12 protein-coding genes are annotated in these 12,853 nt (G+C 72.5%); 10 read left to right on the forward strand and 2 right to left on the reverse strand.

The window, feature by feature from the left end:
• The first annotated feature begins 68 nt into the window (after positions 1-68).
• Together LNK82_RS19100 and LNK82_RS19105 are read left to right on the forward strand one after the other, a co-directional pair.
• Positions 69-2,813, forward strand: coding sequence for a discoidin domain-containing protein (locus LNK82_RS19100; RefSeq protein ID WP_230568367.1), 2,745 nt, complete (start codon positions 69-71; stop codon positions 2,811-2,813).
• A 149-nt stretch (positions 2,814-2,962) separates the two neighbouring features.
• Positions 2,963-4,156, forward strand: coding sequence for an esterase-like activity of phytase family protein (locus tag LNK82_RS19105; protein ID WP_230568368.1), 1,194 nt, complete (start codon positions 2,963-2,965; stop codon positions 4,154-4,156).
• A 1-nt stretch (position 4,157) separates the two neighbouring features.
• Here the strand turns inward: LNK82_RS19105 and LNK82_RS19110 are convergent, their stop codons facing one another.
• A complete protein-coding gene (locus tag LNK82_RS19110; RefSeq protein WP_230568369.1) occupies positions 4,158-4,616 on the reverse strand; it encodes a MarR family winged helix-turn-helix transcriptional regulator in 459 nt (152 codons plus the stop codon).
• A gap of 74 nt (positions 4,617-4,690) precedes the next feature.
• Here LNK82_RS19110 and wrbA point away from each other — a divergent pair, with 74 nt between their 5' ends.
• The 3 genes from wrbA to LNK82_RS19125 are packed head-to-tail and all read left to right on the forward strand — an operon-like array spanning position 4,691 to position 6,629.
• Positions 4,691-5,326 carry an NAD(P)H:quinone oxidoreductase gene (gene wrbA / locus LNK82_RS19115; RefSeq protein WP_230568370.1) on the forward strand — a complete coding sequence of 212 codons (636 nt, stop codon included), beginning with the start codon at positions 4,691-4,693 and terminating at the stop codon, positions 5,324-5,326.
• Positions 5,326-6,447, forward strand: coding sequence for a serine hydrolase domain-containing protein (locus tag LNK82_RS19120; RefSeq protein ID WP_230568371.1), 1,122 nt, complete (start codon positions 5,326-5,328; stop codon positions 6,445-6,447). The genes wrbA and LNK82_RS19120 overlap by 1 nt, the downstream gene beginning before the upstream one ends.
• A 35-nt stretch (positions 6,448-6,482) precedes the next feature.
• Entirely contained in the window at positions 6,483-6,629 is a 147-nt protein-coding gene (locus LNK82_RS19125) for a DUF1059 domain-containing protein (RefSeq protein WP_230568372.1), read from the forward strand.
• Here LNK82_RS19125 and LNK82_RS19130 read toward each other — a convergent pair.
• Complete coding sequence (locus LNK82_RS19130; protein WP_230568373.1) at positions 6,616-7,089, reverse strand: helix-turn-helix domain-containing protein; 474 nt, start codon at positions 7,087-7,089, stop codon at positions 6,616-6,618. The two genes, LNK82_RS19125 and LNK82_RS19130, sit on opposite strands and share 14 nt — an antisense overlap.
• Before the next feature lie 58 nt (positions 7,090-7,147).
• On the opposite strand from LNK82_RS19130, the gene LNK82_RS19135 reads away from it, so the two are divergent.
• The 5 genes from LNK82_RS19135 (at position 7,148) to LNK82_RS19155 (ending at position 12,853) form a co-directional block, all read left to right on the forward strand.
• A complete protein-coding gene (locus LNK82_RS19135; RefSeq protein ID WP_230568374.1) occupies positions 7,148-8,338 on the forward strand; it encodes an MFS transporter in 1,191 nt (396 codons plus the stop codon).
• A gap of 72 nt (positions 8,339-8,410) precedes the next feature.
• Entirely contained in the window at positions 8,411-9,487 is a 1,077-nt protein-coding gene (locus LNK82_RS19140) for a hypothetical protein (RefSeq protein WP_230568375.1), read from the forward strand.
• Positions 9,487-10,638 (forward strand): toxic anion resistance protein, encoded by a 1,152-nt coding sequence (locus LNK82_RS19145; RefSeq protein WP_230568376.1) that lies wholly within the window; start codon positions 9,487-9,489, stop codon positions 10,636-10,638. Before LNK82_RS19140 ends, LNK82_RS19145 begins: the two co-directional genes overlap by 1 nt.
• Positions 10,635-12,254, forward strand: coding sequence for a vWA domain-containing protein (locus LNK82_RS19150; protein ID WP_230568377.1), 1,620 nt, complete (start codon positions 10,635-10,637; stop codon positions 12,252-12,254). The genes LNK82_RS19145 and LNK82_RS19150 overlap by 4 nt, the downstream gene beginning before the upstream one ends.
• Positions 12,251-12,853, forward strand: coding sequence for a hypothetical protein (locus tag LNK82_RS19155; protein ID WP_230568378.1), 603 nt, complete (start codon positions 12,251-12,253; stop codon positions 12,851-12,853). The genes LNK82_RS19150 and LNK82_RS19155 overlap by 4 nt, the downstream gene beginning before the upstream one ends.

Consider the following 12,853-nt stretch of genomic DNA (forward strand, 5'->3'; position numbering starts at 1 on the left):
GCGCCACGCCACACTCGGTGACATCCCTGCCCGCAGTCCGAGGTCCCGTCCAACGAAGGGCTGAACCCATGCGAGTCAACCCCACCCTCCGGCGTCCCCTGGCGCTCGGCGCGGCGGCGGTGGCCACGTCCCTGCTCGCCGCGCTGACGATCGCCGCCGCGCCGGGCGAGGTCGCCGCCCAGGTCGCCGCGGCGGCCACGTCGCCGTTCGAGATCCCCGGCCGGGGCGCCGACGTGCCGTTCGTCGAGCACGAGGCCGAGGCCGCCGCCACGAACGGCACGAAGATCGGACCCGGCCGACGCCAGGGCACGCTGGAGGGCGAGGCGTCCGGCCGCCGCGCCGTGACCCTGTCCGGCCAGGGCCGCTACGTCGAGTTCACCCTCACCGAGCCCGCGAACTCGATCGACCTCCGCTACAGCGTCCCGGACGGCAACGGCGGCGCGGGCATCACCGCGCCCCTGTCGCTCTACCTCGACGGCACGAAGACCGGCAGCCTCACCCTGACCTCGAAGTACGCGTGGCGCTACGGCGGCTACCCCTACGCCAACGACCCGAACCAGGGCAAGCCGCACCACCTCTACGACTCCACCCGCGCCCTGTTCGGCCGCACGCTCGCCGCCGGTTCGAAGGTCAAGCTCCAGGTCGACGCGGGCGACACCGCGCCGTCCTACACGATCGACCTCGCCGACTTCGAGCTCGTCGCCCCGGCGGCCACGCGGCCCGCGAACTCGGTCTCCGTCACCGACCACGGCGCCACTCCCAACGACGGCACGAACGACAACGCCGCCTTCGACGCCGCGGTCGCCGCCGCGAAGTCGTCCGGCCGCGAGGTGTGGATCCCGGCCGGGCGGTTCACCGTCACCAAGCACGTCACCGTCGACCAGGTCACCGTCCGCGGCGCGGGTCACTGGCACAGCGTGGTCACCGGCGACCGGGTCGGCTTCTACGGCCTCGGCGAGCCGTCGAGCTGCGGCCAGGGCGGCAACTCCGGCGTGAGCACGCGCGTCGGCCTGCACGACTTCGCGATCATCGGCGAGGTCACCAACCGGGTCGACTGCGACCAGACCAACGCCATCGGCGGCGCGCTGGGCGGCGGCTCGGTGATCTCCGGCATGTTCCTGCAGCACACCAAGGTCGGCCTGTGGCTGGACGGCCCGTTCTCCGGCCTCACCATCCGCCACAACAAGGTCGTCGACCAGTTGGCCGACGGCATGAACCTGCACCGCGGCATCAGCGACGTGCTGATCGAGCACAACCTGTTCCGCAACATCAGCGACGACGGCATCGCGTTCTGGTCGGAGCACCAGGCCGATCACAACAACACCATCCGGCGCAACACGGTGGTCGTGCCGATGAAGGCCAACGGCATCGCGATCTACGGCGGCCGGGACAACGTCGCCACCGAGAACGTCGTGGCCGACACCCAGGACCAGGGCGGCGGCATCCACGTCGGCAACCGCTTCTCCTCGGTGCCCCTGTCCGGCACGACCACCCTGTCGAAGAACACCACGCTGCGCGCCGGCGTGCTCGACTCGAACTGGCAGTTCGGCGTGGGCGCGCTGTGGTTCGACGCACGCGACGGCGCGATGAACGGCCGGATCGACGTCACCGACACCGACCTGATCGACAGCAACTACGAGGCCATCCAGTTCATCAGCGGCACGATCACCAACGTCCACTTCAACGGTGTGCGGATCAACGGCGCGGGCACGTTCGGCATCCAGCTCCAGTCGCCGGGCGCGGCGTCGTTCACCAACGTCACCGCCACCGGCCTCGGCCGGGCGGGCGTCTACAGCTGCCTCGGCGAGAACGGGTTCCAGCTCACCAAGGGCGCGGGCAACTCCGGCTGGGACGGTCCGTCGTACTGCGGTCCGTGGCCGGACCCGATCTACACCGACCCGACCAACCCGCCGACCACGACCACCACGACGACGACCACGACCACCGTTCCGCCGGGCGGAAACCTGGCCAGGGGCAAGGCGGTCAGCGCCTCCACCGCGAACGGCGGCTTCCCGGCCGCGCACGCCGTGGACGGTGACGCGAGCACCTACTGGGAGAGCGCGAACAACCAGTTCCCGCAGTCGCTGACGGTCGACCTGGGACGTTCGGAGAACGTCGGCCGCTTGGTGCTGAAGCTCCCGCCGCCCGCCGCGTGGGAAGCGCGCACGCAGACCCTGAGCGTCTCCGGCAGCACCGACGGCACGAACTACACCCCACTCGCGGCCTCGGCCGGGTTCCGCTTCGACCCCGCCTCCGGCAACCAGGTCACCATCCCGGTCTCCGGAACGCACCGCCACCTGCGGCTGACGTTCACCGGCAACACCGCCTGGCCCGCCGCCCAACTGGCCGAACTGGAGGTCTACGGCACGACCACGACCACCACGACCTCACCGCCGCCGCAGGGCAACGTGGCGCGCGGCAAGCCGGTCCAGGCCTCGGCCAACGGCGGCTTCCCCGGTGGCAACGCGGTGGACGGTGACGCCAACACCTACTGGGAGAGCCCGAACAACGCGTTCCCGCAGGCGTTCACCGTCGACCTGGGCAGCCGGATCGCGGTGAACCGGATCGTGCTGAAGCTCCCACCGGCCACGGCGTGGGCCGCACGCACGCAGACCCTGAGCGTCTCCGGCAGCTCGGACGGCGCGAACTACGGCCAACTCGTGGCGTCGGCCGGGTTCCGGTTCGACCCCGCGTCCGGCAACCAGGTGAGCATCCCGGTCCCGGCGGACCACCGCTTCCTGCGGCTGACGTTCACCGGCAACACGGGCTGGCCCGCCGCGCAGCTCGCCGAGTTCGAGGCGTACGCGGGCTGACTCCTCGGCCGGGGGTGGTCCCACGGCGACGACGCCGGCCGGACCACCCCCGCGTCACCGCGAACGCCCCGGCCGTTCACCCGGCCCGCCTACCGTTCCGCGCACCGCGCGCCCTGAAGTGCGGCGTGCCGAGCAGAACGGGAACACCCATGAGGAGACCGCTGGTCATCGGTCTGTCCGCGCTCGTCCTGGCGTCGGTGGCGGTGCCGGGCTCGGCCGCGCCGACCGGCCGCCACGACTTCGGCCGCGCCACGCTGACCGGGTTCGCCGCGCTGCCCGCGGTGACGTTCGTGCCGGGGAGCGAGCCGTCCGGCGCGGCCCTGGGCACCACGCCGGTCAACGGGGTCGTGCCGCCGTTCGCCGACCAGCCGGTGCAGGGCTTCAGCGGCGTGCTGCGCAACGCCGACGGCACGTTCGACGTGCTCTCCGACAACGGGTACGGCACCAAGGCCAACAGCGCGGACTTCACCCTCCGCGTGCACCGGATCGGCCCGGACTTCGGCACGGGCGCCGTCGACGTGCTCGGCGGCATCACGCTGACCGACCCGAACGGCCACGTGCCGTTCCCGCTCACCCGTCCCGACCGGGTGCTGACCGGCGCGGACTTCGACGTCGAGTCGATCGTCCGCGCGGGCGACGGCACGTACTGGATGGGCGACGAGTTCGGCCCCTACCTGCTGCACTTCGACCGCGCGGGCCGGCTGCTCGCGCCGCCCGTGCCGCTGCCGGACGTCTTCGCGCCGGAGAACCCGGCGGGCACGCCGAACCTGGGCGGCAGCAAGGGCTACGAGGGCTTGGCGCTGTCCGCCGACGGCCGCACGCTCGACGCCCTGCTGGAGGGCACGGTGGCCGGCGACGCGCCCGGCACGCTGCGGCTCAACGAGTTCGACCTCGAACGCGGCCGGTACACCGGCGTGCGCTGGACCTACCGGCTGGACAAGCCGGAGCACGCGATCGGCGACGCGGTCGCGGTGGACCGCAACCGGCTGCTGGTGATCGAACGGGACGGCGCACAGGGCGTCGACGCGCGCGTCAAGCGGGTCTACCTGGTCGACAAGCGCGACCGCGACCGGGACGGCGCGCTGGACAAGACGCTGGTGGCCGACCTGCTCGACATCGCGAACCCGCGCGGGCTCGGCGGCTTCGGCACGACGTTCACCTTCCCGTTCACCACGATCGAGGACGTGGTGATCCTGGACGACCGCACGATCGGCGTGCTCAACGACAACAACTTCCCGTCCTCGTCGGGCCGCACGCCGGGCAAGCCGGACAACAACGAGTTCATCACCCTGCGCCTGGGGGACGACCTCGACGCCGACCCACGCGTGCTGCGCCGGCGCTAGCTCACCCGTCCCGCCAGGACCGCTGGCCGGCCACGACCTCCCGGAACAGCCGCTTGAACCCGTCGAACGCGTCCTCGCCGACGCGTTCGGCGTGGCGGCGCTCGATGGCGGCCACGATCGCGTCCGACCGGCTCATCTGGGCCAGCCCTCGTTCGGTGGGCACGACCAGCTTCGCGCGCCGGTCGTCCGGGTCCGGCTGCCGGGTGACGTAGCCCAGCGCCTCCAACTCGTCGAGCACCTTGCCGACGACCTGCTTGTGCTGACCCGACCGGCGGGCCAGGTCGGTGGCCCGGGTGCCCTCCTCGTCCAGGTAGGCGAGCACCGCGCCGTGCTGCGGGCGCAGGTCCGGGTAGCCGTCCCGGGCGAGGGTGTCGAACAGCTCCTCCTGCACGGCGAACAGCAGCCGGCCGGTGAGCACGCCCAGGTCGGGATCGGTGTGCTTGCGTTCGCCTCGCCGCATGACCCTCCTTTGGTCACCTATGGTGATAGTCACCATTATTGACGATCACCACCTATGACTATATCGTCGTGGTCATGATCAAGCAGCAGGAGGGGACTGTCGTGGACGGCAGCGTGAAGGTCGCGATCGTGTACTACTCGGCCACCGGCAACATCGCCCGGATCGCCCAGGAGATGGCCGAGACCGCGGAGAAGGCGGGCGCCGAGGTCCGGTTGCGCAAGGTCGCCGAGCTCGCACCGCGGTCCGCGATCGACGCCAACCCGGCGTGGGCCGCCAACGACGCCGCGACCGCCGACCTCCCGGTGGCCGTCGCCGACGACCTGGTCTGGGCCGACGCGGTGATCATGGGCACGCCGACCCGGTTCGGCAACGTCGCCTCGCAGCTCAAGCAGTTCCTCGACACGCTCGGCGGCGTCTGGCAGCGGGGTCTGCTGGCCGACAAGGTCTACAGCGGGTTCACGTCGACCGGCACGCTGCACGGCGGCCACGAGTCGACGCTGCTGGCGTTGGCCAACACCTTCCACCACTTCGGCGGCATCGTGGTCGCGCCGGGCTACACGCACCCGGACAAGTTCGCCGACGGCAACCCGTACGGCACGTCGCACCACGACGCGGGCGGCACGGCGGCCGTGGACGACACCGTGCGCGCGGCGGCACGGGTGCAGGCCGAACGCGTGGTCCGCTTCGCCCGCGCGGTCGCGGCGGCGTGATGACCGTCCAGGGCGTCGTCGCGCCGGGTTACGAAGGCGTGCGCGAGGAGTTCGCGGCGGTGGTGGCCGCCGAGCCCGGTCTCGGCGCCCAACTGGCCGTCTACCGGCACGGGGAGCTGGTGGTCGACCTCTGGGCGGGGTTGGCGGAGGACGCGTTGCTCGCGCTGTACTCCTCGGGCAAGGGCGCGGCGCACCTGGTGGTGGCGCTGCTGGTGCAGGACGGCGTGCTCGACCTGGACCGCGCGGTCGCGTCGTACTGGCCCGAGTTCGCCGCCGGCGGGAAGGGACGGGTGACGTTGCGGGACCTGCTCGCGCACCGGGCCGGGCTCGTCGGCGTGACCGGCGGGTTCGACGAGGAGGAGTTGGCGGACGACCGGCTCCTCGCCGAACGGCTGGCCGGTGAGCTCCCGGCGTTCGGGGACGGGTACGGCTACCACGCCCTGACGATCGGCGCGTTGACCGGCGAGGTGGTGCGCCGGGCGACGGGGCGGACGTTGCGCCAGGTGTACGAGGAGCGGGTGCGGGCGCCGTACAGGCTGGACTTCCACCTCGGGCTGCCGGCGGACCTGGAACCCCGGTACGCACCCGTGCAGCCGCCGGCCTCGCCGCGGCCGACGCCGGAGGGGTTGACCGCGCTCGCGTTCAACACGCCGTTGGACCTGGTGGCGTTCGCGAACACGCGGCGCGTGCGCGAGCTGGGGCAGGCGTCGGCGGGGAGCGTCGGCAGCGCGCGTGGGCTGGCCCGGATGTACGCGGCGGCGATCGGTCCCGTGGACGGTCGGGCGCCGCTGCTCGGGCCGGACGTGCTGGCCGAGTTCACCCGGCCGCACTCGACGGGCGTCGACCTGGTGACGGGGGAGCGGGACCACTTCCTGCTCGGCTTCGAGGCGCAGGGCGTGCGGTACGCGGGGCTCGGCGCGGACGCGTTCGGGCACAGCGGCGCGGTGGGCGCGCAGGCGTTCGCCGATCCGCGCAGCGGCACCGCCTACAGCTACACCCGGCGCAGGTTCGCCGTCGGCGGTGGTGGCGGTGCGGCGGAGAACCACCGCTTGGTGGCGGCGGTGCTCCGCGCGCCGGCGGTCCCGAACTCGCTCGGTCGACAACGTCGTCACGTTCAGTAGAGTCGAAGGGGAGAGATCACCAGCGGAGGATTGCGATGAAGCAGAACATCACCTGCCCCTGCGGCGAGCCGATCCAGGGCAAGGACGAGGACGAACTGGTGGAGAAGACCCAGAAGCACCTCAAGGAGAACCACCCGGGCCACGACTACTCGCGCGAAGAGATCCTGTTCATGGCCTACTGAGCCCTTCGCCCGGGTAGGGGTGCACGCCGACGAGCAGCAGCGCGTCGAGCAGCCGCAGCCAGTCCGGCTCGGTGAGGTCGCGGCCGGTGAGGGCGGACAGGCGGGCCAGCGCGTCCAGCAGTCGTCCGGTCAGGTCGGCGTCGTCCTGACCGGTCGCCTCGGCCAGGGTGCGCGCGTCGCGGCGGAACCTGGCGGTGCGGCCGAGGCGGACCAGCGCCGCAGGCAGTTCGGTGGGAGTCGGCGTGGGTGCGGGTTCGTCGTCATCGGCGAACCCGACGGTGAGCCGCGTGCCCAGCGCACCGGCCAGCCGGGCGAGCGCGTCGACGGTCGGGTTGCCCCGGCCGTTCTCCAGGTTCGCCACGTACGGCACCGAGAGCCCCGCGTCGGCGGCGACCGCGGCCACCGTCCGCCCGTTCGCGGCCCGCAGCGCCCGTAGTCGTCGGCCCAGTTCGTGTCCCACGGGACCAATCTTGTCAGAACACTGTTCGCGATGACTATTTTCTGGAGATAGTCGTCGGATGGTGACCGCGCTGCGCGTGAGGGACTTCCGGCTGCTGTGGGCGGCGCGGACCGTCAGCGTGTTCGGCTCCTGGCTGCTCGTCGTCGCCGTGCCCGCGCACGTCTTCCACCTGACCGGCTCCGTGTTGGCCGCCGGTGCGGCGTTGGCGGCGGAGTTCCTGCCGCCGTTGCTGCTCGGGCCGGTCGCGGGCGTGCTGGTCGACCGGTGGGACCGGCGGCGGGCGATGGTCTCGGCCGAGGTGCTGCGCGCCGCCGCCGTCACCTTGCTGCTGTTCGCCCGCGATCCCGGCGACCTCTGGCTCGTGTACGTCGCGGTGGTCGTCGAGAGCACGGGCACGGTGGTGTTCCGACCGGCGGCCCAGGCGCACACGCCCGTCGTGGTCGGCACCGGCACGGCGCTGAGCGGCGCCAACGCCCTGAACTCCGTCACCGACGGCGTGGCGCGGCTGGTCGGCGCACCGCTGGGCGGGGCGTTGGTGGGGCTGGTCGGCTTCCCCGCGCTGGTGGTGGCGGACGCGGCGAGCTACGTGGTCTCGGCGGGGTTGCTCGCGTTGCTGCCCCGCGGCGCAGGCGGTGACGAGAGGTCGGGCGTCGGCGACGAACTCCGTGCGGGACTCGCGTTCCTGCGATCGGGCCGGACGGCCAGGACGCTCCTCGTCGTCAGCACCCTGTTCCTGGCCGCGAACGCCTCGCTCACCGCGCTGCTGGTCCCGTTCGGGATGACCGCGTGGGGCGGTGAGGGGTCGGTCGGGTTGGTGATGTCCGCGCTGGGCGTCGGCTTCCTCCTCGGCGCGCCGGCGACCCGAGTCCTGGTCGACCGCCTGTCGTCGGGCCCGTTGCTGGCGGGCGCGCTCGCCGCCACCTCCATCGGTTTCGTGCTGTTGTTCGGTTCGAGGTCGCCGGTCGCCGCACTGCTCGCCGCCGTGCTGATCGGGCTGGCCGGATCGGCGGCCCTGGTCGTCACGCAGACCGCCCTGCAACGGGTGACGCCGACCGACGTGCTGGGCCGCGTGGGCGCCGTGATGTTCACGGGTGAGGCGGCGGCGACGTTCGTCGGTGCGCTGGCCGGCCCGGCGCTCGCGGAGCTCACCTCTGCGCGCACGACCGCGTACGCGGCGTGTGCGGTCACCGTGGTGGCCGCCGTGTACGCGGCATCGACACCTTCCGTTCATCAACCGTTCGCCCCGTGATCGCCGCTTCGCGCGTCAAACGAGTCGAGCGAACGAGATGATCAGGCTCGAACACGGGGGTGAGCGGGTCAAGTGAAGCGCCGGTTGTCCATCGGCTTGGCCGTGGTGTTGTTGGCCGCCGTCGTCGCGGTGGTCGTGTGGGGCCGCTCGGATGACGCGGAAGGTGGCGCGCAGGGTGAGCTGACCACCGTGCGCGGGGTCATCGGGTCGGAGAAGCTGGCCTTCTTCAGCGACCGCAGGGTCGTCGACGCGTTCGCGAAGCACGGCCTGAAGGTCGAGGTGGACACGGCCGGCTCACGGCAGATCGCCACCTCCGTCGACCTCGGCAAGTACGCGTTCGCGTTCCCGTCGTCCTCGCCCGCCGCGCAGCGGATCCAGCGCGACCGCAGGACGACCGCCGCGCACACGCCGTTCCAGTCGCCCATGGCCGTGGCGACGTTCGAGCCGATCGTCGGGCTGCTCGAAGCCGCCGGCGTCGTGACCAAGGGCGCGGGCGACTACCAGGTGCTCGACGTGGCCAAGTACCTGGAGCTGACCAAGGCGGGCACGCGCTGGGACCAGCTGCCCGGCAACACCGCCTACCCGGCCCGCAAGAACGTCCTCGTCACCACTACCAACCCGGGCGAGTCGAACTCCGCCGCGATGTACCTGGCGATCGTGTCGTTCGTGGCCAACGGCAACACGGTGGTCGGCACGCCGGAGCAGGAGGCGGCCGTGCTGCCCGACGTCGCCAGGCTCTTCCGCGACCAGGGCTACACGCAGAACAGCACCGAGGGCCCGTTCGAGGACTACCTCGCGGCCGGCATGGGCAAGACGCCGCTCGCGCTGATCTACGAGTCCCAGTACCTCGACCGGGTGCAGCGCGCCGACGGCTCGATCCGCGCCGACATGCGCCTGCTCTACCTCGCGCCGACGGTCTACTCCAAGCACACCCTGGTCCCGTTGTCCGACCAGGGCGACCAGGTCGGCCGACTGCTGGGCACCGATCCCGAGCTGACCAGGCTCGCCGCCACGTTCGGCTTCCGCACGTCCGACCCGCGCGTGTTCGCCGAGGTGGTCGGCGACAAGGCCCCCGCGGACCTGGTGGACGCGGTCGAGCCGCCGTCGTTCGAGACGCTGGAACGCCTGCTCGACGCGGTCGCCGCGTGATGGACGAGTTCACCCTCACCCCGCCGGAGCCCGTGACGCCGATCCCCGTCGAACGCGCGGCCGGCCTGATCGCGCTCGGCGAGGACGTGCGCGCGGACGTCGACCGCCGCGCCGAGCGGTTCGCCGAACGCCTCCAGGAGCTGGACGTCCGGTCACCGGAGTTCACCGCCGTGCTGGACGACGTGCTCGCCGTCGGCGAGGCGGACATGCGTGCGGCGGCGGGCGTGGCGGGGACGATGCTCGACCGCTCGGCCCGCGCCCTGCGCGACGACTCGCCGCAGGTCCAGGTCACCACGTCGCTGTCGGGCCTGCGCCGCACCGTTGCCGAGCTGGACCCGGCCAAGCTGCCCATCACCGGCCGCAAGCTGCTGAAGGTCTTCCCCGCCGCGAACGCGGCCAAGAAGGCCCTCGACCGCTACCGCGCCGCGGGCGAGCCGGTGAACGCGCTGGTCGTCGACCTGCGCAACCGGCAGGACGTGCTGCGCCGCGACAACGCCGTCATCAAGGGCGAGCGCGAGCGGCTGTGGCGGGCCATGGGCAAGCTGGCCGAGGCCGCCGCGTTCGCCGAGGCGGTGGACGCCGCGATCGACCGGCAGGCCGGGATCTTCGACCTGACCGACCCGGCACGGGCGCGGGCGCTGCGCGCGGACGTGCTGCACCCCATCCGGCAACGGCACCAGGACCTGCTGACGCAGCTCGCCGTCAGCGCGCAGGGCTACCTGGCCCTGGACCTGGTGCGGCGCAACAACGACGAGCTGATCCGGGGCGTGGAACGCGCGGTGACCACGACGGTGGCCGCGTTGCGGATCGCCCTGCTGGTCAGCGGCGCGCTGGCGAGCCAGCGCGACGTGCTGGACGAGGTCGCCGCGTTGCAGGCCACCACGGACGGCCTGATCCGCGCCAACACCGAACTGCTCGACCTGCAGGGCGCGGAGATCCGCCGGGCGAGCAGCGACCCGGCCGTCGCGGTGGAGACGATCCGCGCGTCGTTCGACCGGATCTACGCGGCGATCGACGCGGTCGACGGCTACCGGGCCGACGCGGTGCGCACGATGGCCGTGACCGTCGAGTCGCTGTCGGGGGAGCTCCGCCGCGCGGAAGAGCACTTGCGCCGTTCGCACGACGCGGCGGCGGTCGAGGGGGACCGATGAGGACAGCGTTCGTGCTCGCCGCCGTGCTGGTGGTGGCGGGGTGCACCGGCGAGGCCGAGCCCGACCCGGCGCAGCCCGCCGGCCCTGCGGAACCGGGGGTGCTGCGGGTGCTGGCGGGCAGCGAGCTGACCGACCTGCAACCGGTGCTGGACGAGGCGGCCGAGGCCACCGGCGTCGAGGTGAAGTTCACCTTCACCGGCACGCTGGAGGGCGCCGAAGCGTTGGCGAAGGGCGAGGTCGACGGCAAGTACGACGCCGTCTGGTTCTCGTCCAACCGCTACCCGGCCGGCATCCCGGACGCCGCGAAGCGGCTCGGCAACCAGGTCAAGATCATGAGCTCGCCGGTGGTGCTCGGCCTGTCGACGTCGTCGGCGCAGCGGTTGGGGTGGGCTGACCGGCGGGTCGGCTGGGGCGAGATCGCCGAACAGGCCGGGCGCAAGGCGTTCAGCTACGGCATGACCGACCCGTCGTCCTCGAACTCCGGCTTCTCCGCCCTGGTCGGCGTGGCGTCGGCGTTGGCGGGCGCGGGCAACGCCGTGGACGCGGGCCAGATCGCGGCCGTGACACCGCGGTTGAAGGGCTTCTTCGCCGCGCAGTCGCTGTCCGCCGGGTCGTCGGGCTGGCTGTCGGAGGCCTACCTGCGCCGCGCCACCGGCCACGACCCCGGCGCGCGCGTCGACGGACTGATCAACTACGAGTCCGTGCTGCTGTCCCTGAACGCGTCCAAGGACCTGCCCGAACCGCTCACGCTGGTCTACCCGGAGGACGGCGTGGTCACCGCGGACTACCCGCTGACCCTGCTCGCGGACTCCGGTGACGACGCCCGTGCCGCGCACCAGCGCCTCACTGACCACCTGCGCACGCCGGACGTGCAGCGCAAGATCATGGAGACCACGCACCGGCGGCCGGTCGTGCCGGGTGTCGACCTGGACTCCCGGTTCGCCGTGCGCGACCTGGTCGAGCTGCCGTTCCCGGCCGCGCGCGACTCCGTCGACGCCCTGCTCTCGGCCTACTTCAACGAGATCCGGCGCCCGTCGCGCACGCTGTACGTGCTCGACACGTCCGGCTCGATGGCCGGCGACCGCATCGCGTCGCTCCGGTCCGCGCTGGTCGGCCTGACCGGCGCGGACGACTCCCTCACCGGCCGCTTCCGCCGGTTCCGCAGCCGGGAGGAGGTGACCATGCTGCCGTTCAACACCTCGCCCGGCACGCCGCGCACGTTCACCCTGCCCGAGGGCGACCCGCAGGCCGAGCTGGCGGAGATCAAGGCGTACGCCGAAGGGCTGGTCGAAGGCGGCGGCACGGCCATCTACGACAGCCTGTCCCGCGCCTACGAGGTGATGGAGCCGCTGGTCGCGGCCGACCCGGACCGGTTCACCTCGATCGTGCTGATGACCGACGGCGAGAACGCGAACGGTTCGGGCCTGGCCGAGTTCCAGGCGTCGTTCGGCGCGGTGCCCGGGTCGCTGCGGCAGGTGCCCGTGTTCACCGTGCTGTTCGGCGAGGGCAGCAGCGCCGAGCTGGGCCAGGTGGCCACCATGACCGGCGGCAAGGTGTTCGACGCGCGCGCCACCGAACTCGGCGACGTGTTCCAGGAGATCCGCGGCTACCAATGATCCGCTACCTGGGCTCGACCAAGAACCTCGTCGGCTGCGTCGGCGGCCTCCTCGGCGTGCTGCTGCACCTGACCGGCGCGGTCGGCGGCGTGTGGCCGGTCGTGGTGGCCGGGCTGTACGCGGTGGGCGCGCTGCTCGCGCCGCCGGAGAAGATCCGGTTGGTGCCGGTGGACGCGGTCACCGAGGCCGGCCTGCTCCACGCGGAACTGGACGAGCTGGTGCGCGAGGTGGGCGCGCAGTCGTCCCGGGTGCCCGAGCCCGCGGTCGCCGCCGTCGGCCGGATCGGCGCGGTGCTCGGCGACCTCCTCGCCCGGCACGAGGCGTTGGCCGCCAACCCGGACCTGCGGCACACCGTGGTCCGGCTGGCGCGCACCGACCTGCCGCTGTCCGTGCAGACCTACCTGAACCTGCCGTGGTGGTTCGCGGTGAAGCAGCGCGCGGGCGGCGAGCCGAGCCCGGGGGAGGAGTTGGTGACCCAGCTCGGCCTGCTGGAGGCCGAGGCCCACCGCCTGGCCGAACGCGTGTACGCCGCCGACGTCAACCAGCAGGCCGACCACACCCGCTACCTGCGCGACCGCGACCCGGACAACCAACCCTGA

This window comes from Saccharothrix luteola (genome assembly GCF_020859565.1).
Lineage (GTDB): Bacteria > Actinomycetota > Actinomycetes > Mycobacteriales > Pseudonocardiaceae > Actinosynnema > Actinosynnema luteola.